Source organism: Hyphomonas sp. GM-8P (genome assembly GCF_003263315.1).
Taxonomy (GTDB): Bacteria; Pseudomonadota; Alphaproteobacteria; order Caulobacterales; family Hyphomonadaceae; genus Hyphomonas.
The window spans coordinates 12478-29374 of sequence record NZ_AWFE01000073.1 but is presented as its reverse complement, the minus strand read 5'-3'; the positions used below and the strand labels follow the sequence as shown (position 1 = coordinate 29374).

Genomic DNA, 16897 nt, shown 5'->3' with positions numbered 1-16897 from the left:
GCATTCGCTCCAACCCTGTGATAGGCTTCCGGAAATCCTGATTCCCGGAAGCCTCATGACAGCAGCCGCCAGAAAACCCGACAATAATCGCTTGTTCGCGGTGGACCGCTCCGCGACGGGCCGTTTCTGGACGTTGGCCGATGCCGATGAGGCTCTGGTCCGCCGGCTCGCGCCTGCCGTTGGCGGTTCGGACCTGCTGGCGCGTCTTCTCGCTGAGCGTGGCGTCGATCCGGATAGGGCTGGCGCCTATCTCGCTCCGACATTGCGGGAAACCTTTCCGAACCCATCCAGTTTTGCTGACATGGACAAGGCCGCCGAGATCGTGCTGGACGCCATTCTCGAGAAAAAGCGCGTTACGGTCTTCGCAGACTATGATGTCGATGGCGGAACAAGCTCTGCGATCCTGGCGCGTTATTTCCGGGCTTGGGGACAGGAACTTGGTCTCTACGTGCCGGACCGCCTGGAAGAAGGCTACGGCCCGTCGCCAGAGGCTTTCCGGCATCTGAAGCAGACCGGGTCTGATATTGTCATCACGGTCGATTGCGGCGCTGCCGCCGTCAGTGCTCTGGAGGAAGCGCAACGGATCGGCCTCCAAGTCGTTGTGATCGATCATCACCTGATGTCCGGGCACAATCCACCTGCTCTGGCGTTGGTGAACCCGAACCGTCCGGACGACACTTCCGGACAGGGGCACCTGGCTGCAGCGGGGGTCGTCTTCGTTTTCGTCGCTGCCCTGAACCGCCTGGCGCGAGAGCGGGGCATCGCGCCTCCGGACGGCCTACCAGACATCATGGCGCATCTGGATCTCGCCGCGCTCGGCACCCTGTGCGACATGGCTCCGCTGCACGGCGTAAACCGTGCCTTCGTGCGTCAGGGACTCAATATGCTCTCTCGGGGGCAGAATGAGGGGCTGCGCGCTCTGGCCGAGGTCTCGGGCATCCAGAAGATCGAGACGGTCTACCATGCCACATTCATGCTGGGACCGCGGCTGAACGCCGGCGGACGGGTTGGGGATCCGTGGATCGCTGCGAAGCTGCTGGCAACGGACGACCGGGCACAGGCAATCGCACTGGCAGAGCAACTCCACGCCCTCAATGAGGAGCGTAAAGCGGTTGAAGCAGCCATCCTGGATCAGGCGATTCTTCAGGCCGAGAAGGCGCTCGAAAAGAATCCGGACCGCGGTGTTCTGGTCGCGGCCGGCGAAGGCTGGCACCCGGGCGTGATCGGAATTGTTGCCGGCCGGCTGAAAGACCGGTTTCACCTGCCCAGTATAGTGATCGGCTGGGGCAAGGGCCTGGGACCGGTAGCAAAAGGCTCCGGCCGGTCTGTGACCGGGGTGAACATCGGCGATGCAATTGCTGCCGCTGCCCGCGAAGGAATAATCCTTTCAGGCGGCGGGCATGCCATGGCGGGCGGGCTCAGCCTGGAGCCGGAGCAACTGGACGCTTTCGACGACTGGATGGTCGCCCACATGGCTCAGTTCACAGCAGAGCGTGCCGCGGCATTGGAACTGGCCATTGATGCTATCTTGGCGCCTGGCGCTGCATCGCCTGAACTCGTCGAACGGGTCGCGGAAATCGGACCCTTCGGTGCCGGCGCGCCGGAGCCAGTATTTGCCATCCAGTCGGTGCAGGTTTCCTATGCCCGGCAGGTCGGCGCCAATCATTGGAAATTCACTGCGGAGGACGCTTCAGGCAGGCTCGATTGCATTGCCTGGCGCGCTGTCGGGGCACCGCTGGGCGAGGCGCTGATGCCCGGGAACCGCGTGCATCTTGCGGGGCGGCTCAAGGCAGATGAGTGGAACGGACGGCGCCGTGTGCAGTTGGACGTGATGGATGCCGCCAGCGCCTGAAAATATGTGCAGCAACCGTCACCAACATGGCTTGCGCAAGCCGCCGTCCCTCGCTATACGGCCTCTTCTTCGAACCGGTGCGGTCCCTTCGTCTATCGGTTAGGACGCCAGGTTTTCAACCTGGAAAGAGGGGTTCGATTCCCCTAGGGACTGCCACCTTCGATCTGCTCTCCATACAATTGCTGTGTTATTGCCATTCAGAGCCAAAGGCACTGTATGGAATAGAGCGTAATTGGAGGGTCTGCGTGACCAAGGCAATCTGGATCAGCCTTACTCCGACGTACGGTATCAAATTGAGCGGGTGGTCAGGTGTTTAGTCGGGAATTGCCTTGGCAAGAGCCGGCCGTGCTTGCCCTGAAACTGCATCGGGAGCCGGGGTTTGTGTGGCTGGATAGTGCTGGCTCTACCGGCGGTAAGAACCGGTACTCCTATATCGCGTCCAACCCCGTTTCCAGGTTTCGTCGCCAAACCGCAGAATCTTCGGCTGAATTCGATAGGGGTTTTCGAGACTGGCAAAGCCAGTTCACGACAAGGATGATTGCCGATGGCGCGCCATTTCAGGGCGGTGCGATCGGTTATGTCACCTATGATGCAGCTGAAATCTGGGTCAGTGATTTCAGCTCGCGCCATTCAGGCGATGCAGGCGATATCCTCGAGTTTGCTTTTTACGACACGGTTCTGGCATTCGATCACCAGCAGCAAAGCCTCACTGTCTATTCGGCTGGTCTGAATGGGCCGGACAGTCTTCCTGATGAGGCGCTCGCCAGGCAGCGAATAAGCAGCCTCGCGGAGATTTGTACCCGGGAGAATGCTTCGCGCACCCGGCCTGCTGGAGAGGGAGCAGTCTGGACGCGCGCATCGCCGCAGGCACCGTATACAGATCTTGTTTCCGCCGTGCGCGAAGCCATTCTTGATGGAGAGATATATCAAGCGAATATTGCAAGCCTCTGGACCCGGCCACCTCAGTCATATGATGAGGCGTTTTTCACCTATCTTGTGAACCGCAACCAGACGCGGGCCGCGTTTTCCGCATTTGGCGCCTTCACGAGCCGCACGCTGGCGAGCTTGTCGCCAGAGCGTCTTGTCACCATGAATTCTGAGCGCGATGTCCGTACTGAGCCCATCAAGGGCACGGCACGGCGATCTGCGAATCCGGAACAGGACCAGCAGATTGCGAAGGCGCTCGCAGCTTCCGAGAAGGACCGCGCCGAGAACATCATGATTGTCGATCTCTTGCGGAATGATTTGTCGAGGGTCTGCCGGCCCGAGTCGGTTATTGTTAGCGGCCTGTGCGACGTCGAGCAGCTACCCAATCTCTTTCATCTCGTCTCGTCGATTGAAGGAAAATTGAAGCCGTCTCTGGACGCCATTGATCTTCTGGGAGCGGTTTTTCCCGGCGGGTCGGTAACAGGCGCTCCCAAGCTGCGGGCCATGGAAATAATAGATGAGCTGGAGCCTTCCGCGCGCGGTGCGTTTTGCGGTTCATTCGGGTATATCGGTCATGATGGTACCTGTGATTTCAATATCATGATCCGCACAGTTGATCATGTTCCGGGCGGAGACAGGTATTGGTCAGGGGCGGGGATTACGTTGCTCTCCGACACGCATGCTGAATGGGAAGAGGTCCAGCTGAAGGCGGAGCGGATTATTGACCCTCCGGTTTCGGGGATGATCGAAATATGATCCTTATGCTGAACAATAGGGACAGCTTTGTTTTTAATCTTGCGCGATATCTGACGCTGGCTGGCGCAGACGTCGAAGTGAAAGACAGCAGGAGCCTCTCACTCAAGGACATCGTGCGCCTGCGTCCGGAGGCGATCGTGATTTCGCCGGGGCCATCGCGGCCAGAGCAGGCCGGCATTTCTGTTCAAGCCATTGAAACATTCGGGGGAGACCTGCCGATACTTGGTGTTTGCCTGGGGCATCAAGCCATTGCAGTCGCATATGGCGGATCGGTCAGGCGCGCGCGTTCGCCGTCACATGGACGGACCGTCAGCATTACCCATCCGTCGGAAGGGTTGTTTGCTGAACTGCCTTCGCCGCTGCCGGTGGGGCTCTACCATTCGCTCGCTGTCGATCTGTCAGGTGCTACCGGATTACAGGTCGATGCCACAGCACCTGACGGTGAGATCATGGCGCTTTCGCATCGAGAGAATCCTGTTTTTGGCGTGCAGTTTCATCCAGAGTCGATTCTGACTGACCATGGAGCCAGTCTGATCAGAAATTTTCTTAGCCATTGCCGGTCAGTGACATGCCCATAATTCAGTTTCGCCAGACGATTGCGTCGAACGATGCAGTGCGCCCGTTTGATTTAACGGACCGGGGATTGCTGCTCGGCGACGGGGTGTTTGATACGTCTCTGGTGAAAGACGGCCGGATGATCCTTCGCGAGCGTCATATCGGGCGTTTGGTGGAAGCGTGTGACGTTTTCGGTCATGAAGTCGCGAAAACCGAAATCGAAGCGCTCGCGAAAGACGCAGTTCCGGAGGATGCGACTGGTGCATTGCGTCTCACTGTGACGCGGGGACCGGGTGGACGGGGTCTTGCGGAAACATCCGCTTCGAACCCGACGCTCATGGCATCCTTCACGCCGATGCCGCTGATGTACCCGTCGCCACCCCTTCGCCTTGGCGTCAGCACCATTCAACGCAATCCGACCGCGCCGTCGGCTTTGTACAAGACGCTTTCCTATGGAGACGCGGTTATGGGGCAGCGGCAGGCTCAGCGGAATGGATATGACGACGCATTATTCCTAACGCCCGGCGGCCACATAACATGCAGTTCGATTGCCAATATCTGGGCATGGTCTGGATCAACGCTGGTTACCCCGCCGCGATCCGACGGCGTGGTGGTAGGTGTGGTGCGAGGTTGGCTTCTGGAAAACGCCATTCGGTATGGATTTGAGGTTTCCGAACGAAGTTTGCGGCTGGACGATATTGCACACGCAGATGGTGTTTTTCTGACGAACAGCTTGCGTTTGGTGGTTCCGGTTCGCGCGATAGATGAAATGGAGTTCAGCCCGGATTTACCGTCCGAATTGGAGTCGCTGATCAGTGAGTTGCTGAGTTCGTGAAGCTTGGTGGAATTGGTCCGGCGATGGTCCGGGGCTCCATCGCCTGCCTTGGTTATAAGGGCGCGGAGTCATATATGTGAGGTCACACAGCGACTCACACAGGAGACCGTATGCAGCCGGTCAGTTTCAAAGGATTTGGCGGAGCAGCGCTGAAAGGTGATGCGCTGGGCTCACCAGATGATCCGGCTGTATTGCTCATCCATGGCGGGGCGCAGACGCGCGCTGTATGGGATAATGTTGCCGACGCGCTGGTAAAGGCGGGGCGTTATGTCATTCGTATTGACCTGCGAGGTCACGGTGAAAGCGATTGGCCTTCAGACCGGCGCTATGATTTTGAGGCCCTGGTAGAGGATCTGCGCGCAGTGCTCGCGCAGATGGCATCGCGTCCGGTGGTCGTTGCCGCATCTGTGGGCGGCTGGGCGGCCACCGCCGCGCTCGGCGAGGAAGGAGCACATCTTGCCGCGGGGCTGGTGCTTATCGATTCCGTACCGGATATGGATTTCGATGCTGCCTGCCGACCAGAAAACGCGGCGCCTGAAAAACCATGTTTTGATCCGGCATTTGCCGAAACGTTCGATCCTGAAACCGCTGTGGCGCGAGTCTCGGACGCTGCGACGCAGATCAAAATGCCGGTCCTCTTCGTCCGAGGCGCGAAGAGTGAACTCTCCGGTGTGGACGAGGCCCATCGCTTCCTGGGTAAACTAGAAAATGTTGAATACGCCGAGATCCGGGAGGCTGGCCAGATGGTGGCCGCTGAGCGGGCGGATATGTTCAGTGCGACGCTCCTGGATTTCCTGGAACGCAGGGTTCCGCGATTTGCACCGGAATATCGTCAGGGGTCGGATGCCCGAACGCTGAGGGATGCGCTTGGTTGTTTTGCCACCGGGGTTACGGTGGTGACCACACTGGACGAAGAAGGGCAACCGGTTGGGCTGACCGCAAATTCTTTCACTTCGGTTTCTCTGGATCCGCCGCTCCTTCTGGTCTGTATCGCCAAATCGGCGGGCAGTCTGAACGCCATGGAAGCAGCTGAAAATTTTGCGGTGAACGTGCTGCACATCGGTCAGCAGCCGACGTCCAACCTGTTTGCCAAATCGGGCGAGGACCGTTTTGCGGCCACACCATGGCGGCGCGGGCACAATGGGGCTCCACTTTTGTCAGGGGCGCTGGCAAATTTTGAATGCCGTCGGCATGCGCTGCATGAAGGCGGAGACCATGTCATCCTGGTCGGTGAAGTGGTTCGTGCCCGGTTCGAACCGCGCCGTGATCCCTTGCTCTATTTCCGTGGCAAATACCGCCGCCTGCATTTTGCCTGATGGAATCAGCCATTGAAAAAAGCTTTCACTTTTTCAATGTCGTATGGGCGCTCTGATAGGGTTTCTTCGTCCCATTCGCTGCGAGGCTGAGAAAAGAAATCTCCGCCATAAACATGGATCGCGCCCGTGGGACGACCCAATGGGTTTGTCACGGAGTGGATGATGTCTTTACCGAGCGGCGCAACGTCCCCTGTGAGCAGAGTGCGGGCACCCGCTGCTTCCACTCGGAATGGGTCTTCCTTCACCCGGCGCCAGAAGATGTTGTCTTCACGTCCGGTATAGATGCCGATAATGGCCCACATTTCATGATTGTGTGGCATCAGCGTTGAGTGCGCGCCCCAGACAACATTCAAGACTGTGAGTCTATCCGACTTGTGAAGCACGTCGATTCCCGCCCCGCTTGGTTCGCCGACGGCTTTGAGTATTGCGTCGGGATCATGAAACGCAGCCTCCATCACTTCCAGGACAGTTCGGTGGGTTGGATCCTCCGCAATGGCATCACGGCAATCTGCCACGAATGTATCGATATCGAACATGGCTTTCCTCCCAAAAGGAAAGTGTCCTACCGCTTCGGTTTGGCGTCAATCCTGCGGCAAGGCGATGTGGCGGGCAGCGTCAGCAAGAACTCTCGTCACGTCGATCGCATTTGTCTTGTGGGGAAGGGCGTTGGTGGTAACAATACGCGCAGCTCCGGCGGCGATCAGTTGCTCATAGGCGTCTTCTGCAAAAATTCCGTGGACAGCGCAGCATATCGGGCGCGGCTGCCCACTTTCGCAAAGGGCGCGAATGAGCGTGGCCAGCGTCGTGCCGGATGATATGATATCATCCACGATGACAGGCGTATGGCCTCCGGAGTCGATGCCAGCGGGTACCTCGATTTGCACATTCCGGTCGCCCAAGCGTGTCTTTCGGAATACGTCATATGGCGCATCGCAAGCTTCTGCGATCGTTCGGACCCATTGTTCGCTTTCTTCGTCAGGACCATAAATGATCGGTTTCTCGATATGAGCCTTTATCCAGTTGGCCATCGGTTCTGTCGCGTGAGTGAGCTCGCCAGGAATAGTGAATACATCATCCAGGCTGGCCAGCCTGTGCAGGTGCGGGTCGAGCGTTACCACCCAGGACAGATGGGCGGAGAGTAGTGACCCAATATGCCGGGCACTGATGGACTCCCCGCGGTTAAATGCGACGTCCTGGCGGAAGTAGGGCATGTAAGGGGCGATCAGGCCAACGGAGCGGGCGCCAAGGTCTTGTGCCGTCATTGCCGCGAAGAGAAGTGGCACAAGCTTTGGGTCAGGACGGTCGAGACAATCAACCAGGGCAATATGGCGCCCGTCCGGCGGTGTCAGAAAGCGGAGATAGCTTTCACCATCCGGAAATTTGTGAAATTCGATCTCACCAATATCGGCGCCGAGTTCATGGGCAAGGGGCGCAGCCATGTGGCCCGTGCCCGGGAGGAAATAAAGGAGGAAACGTGTCATCTGGTCAGCTCAATGATGTCAGGGTTGGATTTCACATAGTTAAGCACATAGGAGAGCTCACCGATTGTTTCAGTGTGCAGCGTATACAGAGGGGTGCCTTGGCAAACGGTGTCACCGATCTTCACATGGAGATCGAGTCCGGCCGCCTTGTCGTCTGGAGCGCCGGCAAGCTTGGCGACACGGGCAAGACGCTGATTGTCAATTGAGGCGACACGGCCATTGCGTGACGCGTTTACAGGGCGCTGGAATTTGGCAACGGGCGGGTCAAATACGCCGCCTTGCGCTTTGCAAATGGCAAGAAACTTGTCCCAGGCTTTCCCTGAGTCCAAAGTCTCGATGGCGTGTGCAATGCCGTCGCCTTCAGGCACCTTTCCTGTGAGCTCCAGCACGGCGCCCGCCAGAGCAAGGGATTTGTCGCGGAGGTCTTGTGGGGCGTCGGGAGATCGCTTCAGCACTGCCCGGACATCGCGAGCCTCAAGCGCTGGACCGATCCCGCGCCCGATAGGTTGTGACCCGTCAGTGACTTCGATGCGCAGCTTCAGGCCAAAGGTCAGAGCGACTGTTCGGAAGAGGTCGGCAAGTTCCCGTGCCTGCAATCGATTGCGGATTTTTGCGGTCGGGCCGACCGGAATATCAATCACGACGTGGGTCGCGCCAGCCGCGATCTTTTTGGACAGCACCGACGCAACCATTGAGCCCGCGGAGTCAAAGTTCAATGCCCGTTCGACCCGAATGATCGCGGTGTCTGCTGGTGAGAAATCGACCGCATCACCCCAGATGAAGCATCCGCCTTCTTTTTCTATCACATGGCGCAACTCGTCTCGATCGAGGTCTACCCGCGTCAGTGTTTCCATCGTGTCCGCGGTGCCCGCCGGGGAGGTGATCGCACGGGAAGACGTCTTGGGAATGAGGAGGCCATTTGCAGCGACAATGGACACCACGATCGGTGTGGTCCGGTTTGCCGGCAGGCCGCCGACACAATGCTTGTCGGCCACGGGTGTCACACCCCAGTCGATCTGGTCTCCTGTATCGATCATGGCGCGAGTCAGAGAAATCACTTCCCGGGTGGCAAGCGGCTTCGCTGCTGTTGCCGTGACGAAGGCTGTAAGATGGATGTCTGAATACGCCCCTCTGACAATATCACTCACGACTGAGCGGATCTGAGCATCCGTCAGGCCATCGTGAAAAATTCGTTCGCGCACATAAGACAAGGAGGCGAGGGGCGGTGCATGCGTAACGCGCACCAATGCGCCATCTTCAAGATCAAGGCGTTCCCATGCCTGATCCGTCAGGCCAACAGATCCGATCGGGAACCAGTCCTCTGTCACCTGGTAAAGCGTTGCAACCACTGACTTGTCGCCATGGGTCAGGGTAACCTGACTGTGGGCGCTCATGCCTTCAGAGCGGCAGACGGGACAGTCTGCATGCACGAGGGCGATCATTTCATGCTGCGTCAGCACGCCAAGGCGTCGTGCGCGCATCAGGTTGACGGTATCGTCCTTCATTTCAGCCGCACAGTCTCGCCTTGCTCGGGCACCTTGCAGGACCAGTCCAGTTCTTCGCTGATCCTGTGGCGCAGCGTGTCGGATGCAGCTGCCTCTCCATGCACCACAAATGTTTCTTTGGGAGGAATGCTGAAGTTTCCGAGCCAGCGCATCAATTCGTCAGCATCGGCATGCGCTGATAGCATGTGAAGGTTCTGAACCTCTGCGTTTACCTCGTAATAGCCACCATGAATTTTGATCTTGCGTACACCGCCCAACATTGCTGCACCGCGTGTGCCGCCTGCCTGGAAGCCGGCAAAGAGGATCGTGTTCCGCGCGTCGGGAGCGTACACTTTCAAATGGTGGAGGACCCGCCCGCCAGTTGCCATGCCGGATGCCGAAATGATGATCTTTGGAACCAGGTCTGTATCCAATTTGCGAGAATCTTCGCTCTGCCGAGTATATGTCGCGACATCACAGGCCGCACGCGCCTCATCCTGGGTAAGCTTGTGGGCTGCAGCGTGTCGAACAAATAGTTCGCTGACATTGATCGCCATTGGGCTGTCCAGATAGACGGGCATCTCAGGAATGCGCCCAGCTGCGCGGAGCCGGCTGATATGGAACATCAGCGATTGCGACCGGCCAACGGCGAAAGATGGAATGATCACTGTCCCGCCACGTTGGAAAGTGCGGTTGATGATGGCTTCGAGAATGTCCTCCGGGTCCGTGTCCGGGTGTACAGTGTCCCCATAGGTCGACTCGACAAGTACATAGTCCGCTTCTGTGATCGGGGTAGGATCGTGCATGATCGGATTATCATACCGGCCAAGGTCACCGGAAAATGCGATCTTGTTCTCGCCTGTATCAAGCAGGATCGACGCTGCCCCGAGAATATGACCCGCTTCTACAAATGTCGCACCGATACCTTCCCCCAGCGGGACGGTGTCGCCAAAGCCGTGCGTGCGGAAGTGTTTGAGTGAGGCCTCGGCGTCGGCCTGGGTGTAGAGGGGCAGCGCCGGATGATGGCGCGAAAATCCTTCACGGTTTGCAAGGTCTGCTTCGTGTTCCTGTAGGTAGCCGCTATCCGGCAGCAGAATGTTGCAAAGGTCACGCGTCGGAGTGGTGGCATGGATATGCCCTCGAAATCCGTTGCGTACCAGAAGCGGCAGATATCCCGAATGATCAATGTGCGCATGAGTCAAAACCACAGCGTCGAGTTCAGATGGCGAGATCGGGAGTGGCTTCCAGTTGCGATTGCGCAACTGCTTGAAGCCCTGGAACAGCCCGCAGTCGACCAGGATACGCCGGCCTTGCGTCTCGATCAGATATTTGGAGCCGGTGACTGTTCCGGCGCCGCCTAGGAAGGTGATCTTGTCGGTCATTTCTGGGCTCTTCCGTGTTTCGGATATCCAGACATCAAAAGGCACCTGCACCGGTTTCACAAGCTGTTCATTCGTCGCCAGTGCTGGTGGAGAATACGGATGGCCCTTTGGCTCCTGTTGGCGCTACACTAGTCTGCTTGTGAGCTGGGAGGAGGCATTTGGAACCGCCACAGAGTGTCCTGACACTTGCTGCGACCCTGTTCGCCGCGCTGGCTATAGGCTTGATAATCGGGCTGGAGCGCGGCTGGAAAGAACGCGGCGATCCGACAGGAAGCCGTGTCGCGGGGTTCCGGACTTTTGGTCTGATTGGCCTGATCGGCGGATTGGCAGCCGCGCTTGATACTGGAAATGGTTTCATTCTTTCTGCGGGTGTCATCGGCCTTGCGCTATTGTTGCGTCAGGGATTTGAAGCCCACATCGACGAGACCCGAAACGTAAGTGCCACGACCATGATTGCGGCCCTCATCACTTTCAGTCTGGGGGCAGTTTCGGTGAAAATCTCGCCGCTACTGGCAGGCGGGGGCGCCGTCGTGACGGCGTTCATTCTGTGGCTCCGGGAGCCGATGCACCAGCTGTTGGATCGGATCGATGCGCGCGAAATGAGCGCTTTTTTGCGATTGCTGCTGATCTCGATCGTGGTTCTGCCAGCGATGCCGGATGTCGGGCTGGGGCCATATGAGGTGATCAATCCTCGCCACATCTGGTGGATGGTTGTCCTGATCAGCGGGCTTGGCTTCATTGGCTATGTCGCAGTGAAGGCGCTGGGGGAGCGCGCGGGGGTCGGGTTGCTTGCACTTGCGGGCGGGCTTGCCTCGTCGACGGCGGCAACGCTTTCCTTGTCTCAATTGTCCAAAGCAGGTGGCAGGGCGTCAGCCTATGCAGGCGGGGTGGCAATGGCATGGTCCGTTATGGTCATACGAACGGGTTTGATCGTCGCGGCAATCCGGCCTGCTCTGTTGCCGATGCTGTGGCTTCCACTGGGGGCTATGTTTGCAGCCACTCTGCTGGTTGCCGGACTGTTGCTTTGGCGCCAGCCGTCGAAGACCGAAGCAAAATTGGCCCTGCCTAATCCTCTCGACTTGAAATCGGCGATCGTATTTGCAGCGGTGCTGACATTGGCATTGGTTCTCTCGCGCCTTGCTCAGGCCGCTTGGGGCGAGGGGGGCGTGTTCGGAGTTGCCACAATTGCCGGCGCCTTTGATGCTGATGCCGTGACTATCTCCATGGGGCGGCTGAGTGCAGGTGAACTGTCTGACCAGGTCGCGGCGCGCGCGATTGTCATCGCGGTCCTGGTCAATACAGCTTTCAAAGTTGTACTCGCGCTTGGCGCAGGCGCTCAGCGGTATCGCAATATGGTCCTGTTGACCGGAGCGCTGACGATTTCTTCCGGCATCCTGGCCATCACCACTGCGATCTCGCTTGGTTGGGCCTGAGACCGTCAGGTTTTATTGATCAACGCCTCAATGTCCGCAACCGGGCGATGAGCATGATCGCCGGTCACTGATTGCTCAATCCGGCTCAGCGTATGTTCATTCAGCTTCTGGCGGAGCGTTCCCATGGACCGTGGATCTGCCACAAGCACGAAACGTCGTGCAGGCTCGGCCGTTGCCCATCCATCCATCTGCGTTGCCAGCGCTCCGATGAAGCGTTTTTCCTCTTGTTCGTGCCAGTCGGTATTCCCGACAGAAGAGCTCTGACGACCCGGTCCGGGCATACGCCCCGGCTTGTCCGTTCCCTGTTCGTGCGTAGGCGGATTTATGTGATCGTCAAAACTGATGATGCGTAGATCCAGCCGGTCCGTATCACCCTGGTTTTCATAAACAACATATTTGCCTGCATCGCAGACGACGACCCAATCTCCATTTCTGAGGTGCATTTTCCTCTCCCTTTTAGTCTTTCTATTCAGAAGAATACTGCACACACTTGGAGAAGGCGATGCGTAACTTTCCGGAAGGGCTTTCAGCCCGTTGCGGTAATTGCATTGTCTATGGGGTGTTTACTTTTGGGGGCTGTGCGAATTTTCACTTCCGCGCCGCGCTCCAGTTGTCTTGGTGGGTGAACAACCACACGAGTTCCTTCTTCCAGACCGTCAAGAATCTCTGCATATGTCCGGTTGGTATGACCGACCGAGACGCTTCGCCATTCCGCCCGGCCGTTGGCGACTACAAAAACCGCCCAGCCATCCGCGTCACGGAACAAGGCCGACATCGGGACAACCAAACGGTTGCCGCCTTCCCAAACCGCTATGTTTGCCACGAACCGGTAGCCATGACCTAGATTCTGCCGCGCAGCGGGATCATTCAGGTCCATGACAATGTTGACGCGCTGCTCTTCGATCCCAAGCGCGGAGACCTTGGTGAAGCCGGCTGGTTCGACACGGCGCACCCGGCCGGGCAGGGGCGGGCCTCCCCAGTCGGTAAACATAACCGGGTCTCCCGGTTTCACACGAACGGCCTCTTCCGAAAGAAAGTCGGCAACGCATTCAAGGGAATTCAGATCCCCGATCTCGACAATGGGGGTGCCCTGAGCAATGGGGCCTTCGCTTTCGCGATCAACGGCAAGGATCTGTCCCGACAGGGGAGCGATGACTGCGACTGTGTCGCTGCCGTTCTGGGTTTCGCTGGGCATCAGGGCTGCGCGTGCTGCGGCTAGTTCCTGACGGCGAACGCCGATCACGGCTTCGCTTGAACGAAGAGCAAGGTAACCCTCTCGTTCAGCGGCTTCAGCATTGTCGACGGCCTGTTGCGAAACGGTGGCAGACTCCAATAGCCGCTTTGCACGGTCAAGGTCCCGCTTCAGGCGATTGTGTTCCGCGCGAAGGCGTTCTGCGTCTGCGCGTGCGGCAGTCAGCGCTGCTTCTGCCGATGACACGTTGGATTTGAGCTGGGCGGTTGTGCGAGCGGGTAGCAAGGGTGGAAGCAATGGCCGGATCGTGGAGACAACAGTTTCGCCTGCCTCTACATAATCGCCCGGCTCAACTTCCACACGGGACATTGTCCCGTCGAGGGGCGCGGAAAGAATAAATACATCGCGTACCCTCGTCATACCATCATCCGAGACGGTGACAGTCATGTCGTCCCGTGTGACGTAGGCGGCATCTACTTCTATGGCACGCGGTGAAAATGCCCAGGCGAAACCCAAGGCAGCCAATGCAGCCAGACCGAACCAGATACGCATGCGGACTGATGGCATCTTCATTCCCTCGTCTTTAGTACAGCGATAAGATCCAACGATCGGACCCTGCGGACAACGAACAGTGCAGCGATGGTAGACGACACCAGGACAATCAAAGCCGTAATGCCGAGTGTGGATGGGTTCACGGTCACCGGTATCCTGTAGAGTTCAGTCGCCATGGCCGTTGCTATTAGGTGAGCGAGAGCGATCCCGCCGATGCATCCCAAGGGGATTCCGATCAACGCCACAATTGCCAGCTCTCCAAGCAGAATGTAGCCCACCTCATTGTTGGTGAAGCCGAGAACCCGCAAGCTGGCCAACTCCCGACCCCGCTCGGTAAGGCTGATGCGCGCGGCATTATAGACAACACCCGCCGCGATCGCTCCACCGATTACGGCATAAATTCCCATCATGATGTAAATCGTTTCCTGAAGCGTCTCTTCAAATGATGCTATGGCAGCCGCTCGAAGCGAGACCCCGGCGATGCCCGGGCGTTCGATGACGCTGTCTTCAAATTCATTTTGCCGCTGGGGATCCAGCTTCAGGTAAGCGCCGGACACTGTTGGTGGTTGATCCAATAGAGCATTCATTGTGGCGATATCCATGAAGGCCGGGGTTCCAACGGACTCATCTATGATTGCTGTGACAGGAAGATCGACCACAGGGCGCGTCGCGTCCAGGATATGGGCCGTTATTGTGTCTCCAGTGGTTACATCCAGCATACCTGCCAATTGAGAAGACAGGACAATTCCGGTGGAAGGCATGTCGACATACCGTCCGTCTGAAGACAGGACGCGCCTCAATTGTGCATCAGCGGCCAGACCGGTGATGCTGACCCGCTCGGAGCGGTAGCCAGACACCAGCCGTGCCGGCACATCACGAACGCCCTCTGCGGCCATAACTCCGGGAATTCGCGACAGCTCGGAAACTGCAGATTCGTTTCGCGCCTCGAAAAAGGTGACGGCCGCGTCGTGCGCGTTCGTGCGAAAGAACATCTGGTCAATCATGTCGTCGATTGCATCGAAGCTGAAGAGTGTCCCGACCAGAAGGGTCACCGCCGCCGCGATCCCGAACAGGTTTGCTGCCGTTCTGGCCGGGAATCTGAAGATGTGGCGCAGGATCAGGCGGGTCGGCTCATCCAGCCAGCGCATTTGCAAAACATAGCGCAGCCAGCTTTGCTGGTAATTTATGGGTGGTGCGGGTTGCATAGCTTCGGCTGGAGACAGCTTAGCTGCGCCAAGCGCTGCGCTCATGGAACCGACAATGGCCGATCCAAGTGCTGCAACCGAGCCGGCGACAAGCGCAAATGCATCCACACGCCAGGTAAGGTCCGGAATACGGAATGTTTCGGCGTACAAATTTGTGATCAGATTCTGAAGGACAAAACCCAGCGCAAATCCTGCCAGAACGCCGCCGGTCGTGATGGCGATGGCAAATTTCAGGTAATGCCATGTAATTTCACTTCTTGAATAACCGAACGCTTTGATCAGGCCGATCTGCTGGCGTTCCGTCTGGATCAACCGATTGAGGATGGAGTGTATCAGGACTGCGGAGACGACCAGGAAGACGGCAGGAATGATTTGCGCCATGGTTTTCAGCTGGTTCATTTCGGAGTCGACGAACGCATTCGACAATTGGTCCGGGCGGTCGAACGCTCCCGTTCCGCCATATGGGGCGAGGACGTCATCCACCTGATCAATCACGGTCGCTGTGTCGGTGCCCGGCGCCACCGTCAGGCTGACATTGTTGAACGCGCCATCAAGATCGAATGCGGCCTCCAGCGCCCGCCGGCGCATCCAGAAAATACCGAACAGGCGATCGTCAGGCAGCAGGGTGCCGGGTCCAAGCGCATAAATGAACTCTGGACTATCGCCGATTCCGACGATGGTGAGAGTGCGCAGGCGTCCGTTCATGACCGCTTCAATCGCATCCCCAGGCTGGAGCTCGTTTGCTTCGGCAAATGCATTGGAGATGATGATCTCATCCGGCGAGCGAGCCTCCGGATAGCGGCCGTGGAAAAGCACAATCTTGTTCAAAATGCTGTCGCTATCGTCAGGAATGGAGACGATCTGCGCATTCGCCGGCTCATCGACATTTTCGATACGAAGAATAACAAGCCGAACGATGCGCGTTTCGACCGTCTGCACACCGTCAATTTCGCGGAGGCGTGCAGCAGCGCTTTCGGGGGCACGGCGAACTGATGCGAACACATCGGCGAAGCGGTAGCGTTCATAATAGGCATCGCGGCTGGCGCTGAGCGTGCTGAGTGTGCCGAGCGCCATCACCATGATCGCCACGCCACAGGCCACGATAATACCCACCGCGATGGCCTGTCCGCGCATGTGCCATATATCGCGCAGCAGCTTGATATTGAGAGGTGACATGCCCTTCACCAGGAGATCTCCGAAGGCTTCAGGCGGCGGTTTGGTCGGGTCTCTTCGATGATTTCTCCATCCTGCATACGCAGAACCCTGTCGGCGATCTCCCCGATGCCAACATTGTGGGTAATGATCAGCATGGTTGTGGACAATTCCCGGTTGACCCGGTCTAGAGCCTCAAGAACCCGGATGCCGGTCTGGCTATCCAGTGCACCGGTCGGTTCGTCGCAAAACAGAATCTGCGGGCGTTTGGCGATTGCCCGTGCGACCGCCACACGTTGCTGTTCGCCACCGGAAAGTTGCGCCGGAAAGTGCTTTACCCGGTCGCCTAGTCCGACAAGCTCGAGCGCTTCATCCGGTTGCATCGGGTGATTGGCGATCTCGGTGACCAGCGCGACATTTTCCCGGGCGGTGAGGCCCGCAACAAGATTGTAGAACTGGAACACAAATCCCACAGACCGGCGGCGGTACCGGGTCAGTTCTGCGTCGGTTGCATGGGACAGGTCCTTGTCTTCAAACCTGAGTGTGCCAGCTGTGGCTCTGTCCAGACCGCCGAGGATATTCAGAAGGGTGGATTTCCCGCTGCCTGAATGGCCGAGCAGGACAACCAGTTCGCCGCGCGTCAGGGAAATATCGACCCCGCGCAATGCGCGAACGGCCACCTCACCGGTCAGGAACGTACGTTCCAGTCCTTTACCTTCAAGCAAAATTTCCGGATCGGCGGACGTTTGCTGGTGGGAGGAGGAAGAGGTCATAA

14 protein-coding genes and 1 tRNA gene are annotated in these 16897 nt (G+C 58.1%); 7 read left to right on the top strand and 8 right to left on the bottom strand.

The annotated features are described in order from the left end of the window. The first annotated feature begins 55 nt into the window (after nucleotides 1-55). The 6 genes from recJ (at nucleotide 56) to HY26_RS11190 (ending at nucleotide 6241) form a co-directional block, all read left to right on the top strand. Nucleotides 56-1852, top strand: a complete 1797-nt coding sequence (recJ, locus tag HY26_RS11215; RefSeq protein WP_112073629.1) for a single-stranded-DNA-specific exonuclease RecJ — start codon at nucleotides 56-58, stop codon at nucleotides 1850-1852. Nucleotides 1853-1933: 81 nt separating this feature from the next. Next, a tRNA-Glu gene (locus tag HY26_RS11210) sits at nucleotides 1934-2008 on the top strand. Between the two features lie 153 nt (nucleotides 2009-2161). Further along, nucleotides 2162-3535 carry an anthranilate synthase component I family protein gene (locus HY26_RS11205; protein WP_034768374.1) on the top strand — a complete coding sequence of 458 codons (1374 nt, stop codon included), beginning with the start codon at nucleotides 2162-2164 and terminating at the stop codon, nucleotides 3533-3535. After that, nucleotides 3532-4113, top strand: coding sequence for an aminodeoxychorismate/anthranilate synthase component II (locus tag HY26_RS11200; RefSeq protein ID WP_034768376.1), 582 nt, complete (start codon nucleotides 3532-3534; stop codon nucleotides 4111-4113). Before HY26_RS11205 ends, HY26_RS11200 begins: the two co-directional genes overlap by 4 nt. Then, complete coding sequence (locus HY26_RS11195; RefSeq protein WP_112073628.1) at nucleotides 4104-4925, top strand: aminotransferase class IV; 822 nt, start codon at nucleotides 4104-4106, stop codon at nucleotides 4923-4925. The genes HY26_RS11200 and HY26_RS11195 overlap by 10 nt, the downstream gene beginning before the upstream one ends. Nucleotides 4926-5035: 110 nt before the next feature. Next, nucleotides 5036-6241, top strand: a complete 1206-nt coding sequence (locus HY26_RS11190) for an alpha/beta fold hydrolase (protein ID WP_112073627.1) — start codon at nucleotides 5036-5038, stop codon at nucleotides 6239-6241. 5 nt (nucleotides 6242-6246) lie between these two features. Here the strand turns inward: HY26_RS11190 and HY26_RS11185 are convergent, their stop codons facing one another. The 4 genes from HY26_RS11185 to HY26_RS11170 are packed head-to-tail and all read right to left on the bottom strand — an operon-like array spanning nucleotide 6247 to nucleotide 10588. Then, complete coding sequence (locus tag HY26_RS11185; RefSeq protein ID WP_034768381.1) at nucleotides 6247-6777, bottom strand: hypothetical protein; 531 nt, start codon at nucleotides 6775-6777, stop codon at nucleotides 6247-6249. A gap of 45 nt (nucleotides 6778-6822) precedes the next feature. Next, nucleotides 6823-7722 carry a ribose-phosphate diphosphokinase gene (locus HY26_RS11180; RefSeq protein ID WP_034768383.1) on the bottom strand — a complete coding sequence of 300 codons (900 nt, stop codon included), beginning with the start codon at nucleotides 7720-7722 and terminating at the stop codon, nucleotides 6823-6825. Further along, nucleotides 7719-9227, bottom strand: coding sequence for a thymidine phosphorylase family protein (locus HY26_RS11175; RefSeq protein WP_112073626.1), 1509 nt, complete (start codon nucleotides 9225-9227; stop codon nucleotides 7719-7721). The genes HY26_RS11180 and HY26_RS11175 overlap by 4 nt, the downstream gene beginning before the upstream one ends. After that, nucleotides 9224-10588, bottom strand: coding sequence for an MBL fold metallo-hydrolase RNA specificity domain-containing protein (locus tag HY26_RS11170; RefSeq protein WP_034768387.1), 1365 nt, complete (start codon nucleotides 10586-10588; stop codon nucleotides 9224-9226). Before HY26_RS11170 ends, HY26_RS11175 begins: the two co-directional genes overlap by 4 nt. Before the next feature lie 158 nt (nucleotides 10589-10746). Between HY26_RS11170 and HY26_RS11165 the strand changes: the two genes are divergently transcribed. Then, nucleotides 10747-12021: an MgtC/SapB family protein gene (locus tag HY26_RS11165; RefSeq protein ID WP_051600201.1), complete on the top strand. Its 1275-nt coding sequence runs from the start codon at nucleotides 10747-10749 to the stop codon at nucleotides 12019-12021. Between the two features lie 5 nt (nucleotides 12022-12026). On the opposite strand, the gene HY26_RS11160 is transcribed toward HY26_RS11165, so the two are convergent. The 4 genes from HY26_RS11160 to HY26_RS11145 all read right to left on the bottom strand — a co-directional run bounded on the left by HY26_RS11160 (nucleotide 12027) and on the right by HY26_RS11145 (nucleotide 16895). After that, nucleotides 12027-12464, bottom strand: coding sequence for a host attachment protein (locus HY26_RS11160; protein ID WP_051600202.1), 438 nt, complete (start codon nucleotides 12462-12464; stop codon nucleotides 12027-12029). An 83-nt stretch (nucleotides 12465-12547) separates the two neighbouring features. Then, nucleotides 12548-13780 carry an efflux RND transporter periplasmic adaptor subunit gene (locus HY26_RS11155; protein ID WP_158531478.1) on the bottom strand — a complete coding sequence of 411 codons (1233 nt, stop codon included), beginning with the start codon at nucleotides 13778-13780 and terminating at the stop codon, nucleotides 12548-12550. 2 nt (nucleotides 13781-13782) lie between these two features. Further along, nucleotides 13783-16146: an ABC transporter permease gene (locus tag HY26_RS11150; protein ID WP_034768511.1), complete on the bottom strand. Its 2364-nt coding sequence runs from the start codon at nucleotides 16144-16146 to the stop codon at nucleotides 13783-13785. A gap of 5 nt (nucleotides 16147-16151) precedes the next feature. Further along, nucleotides 16152-16895, bottom strand: coding sequence for an ABC transporter ATP-binding protein (locus HY26_RS11145; protein WP_051600205.1), 744 nt, complete (start codon nucleotides 16893-16895; stop codon nucleotides 16152-16154). Nucleotides 16896-16897 lie beyond the last annotated feature (2 nt).

Excerpts from the sequence above, each read along its gene's own strand:
- recJ (WP_112073629.1), top strand. The coding sequence starts at position 56 with ATGACAGCAGCCGCCAGAAAACCCGACAATAATCGCTTGTTCGCGGTG.
- HY26_RS11200 (WP_034768376.1), top strand. The coding sequence starts at position 3,532 with ATGATCCTTATGCTGAACAATAGGGACAGCTTTGTTTTTAATCTTGCG.
- HY26_RS11195 (WP_112073628.1), top strand. The coding sequence starts at position 4,104 with ATGCCCATAATTCAGTTTCGCCAGACGATTGCGTCGAACGATGCAGTG.
- HY26_RS11190 (WP_112073627.1), top strand. The coding sequence starts at position 5,036 with ATGCAGCCGGTCAGTTTCAAAGGATTTGGCGGAGCAGCGCTGAAAGGT.
- HY26_RS11185 (WP_034768381.1), bottom strand. The coding sequence starts at position 6,777 with ATGTTCGATATCGATACATTCGTGGCAGATTGCCGTGATGCCATTGCG.
- HY26_RS11180 (WP_034768383.1), bottom strand. The coding sequence starts at position 7,722 with ATGACACGTTTCCTCCTTTATTTCCTCCCGGGCACGGGCCACATGGCT.
- HY26_RS11175 (WP_112073626.1), bottom strand. The coding sequence starts at position 9,227 with ATGAAGGACGATACCGTCAACCTGATGCGCGCACGACGCCTTGGCGTG.
- HY26_RS11170 (WP_034768387.1), bottom strand. The coding sequence starts at position 10,588 with ATGACCGACAAGATCACCTTCCTAGGCGGCGCCGGAACAGTCACCGGC.
- HY26_RS11160 (WP_051600202.1), bottom strand. The coding sequence starts at position 12,464 with ATGCACCTCAGAAATGGAGATTGGGTCGTCGTCTGCGATGCAGGCAAA.
- HY26_RS11155 (WP_158531478.1), bottom strand. The coding sequence starts at position 13,780 with ATGCCATCAGTCCGCATGCGTATCTGGTTCGGTCTGGCTGCATTGGCT.
- HY26_RS11150 (WP_034768511.1), bottom strand. The coding sequence starts at position 16,146 with ATGTCACCTCTCAATATCAAGCTGCTGCGCGATATATGGCACATGCGC.
- HY26_RS11145 (WP_051600205.1), bottom strand. The coding sequence starts at position 16,895 with ATGACCTCTTCCTCCTCCCACCAGCAAACGTCCGCCGATCCGGAAATT.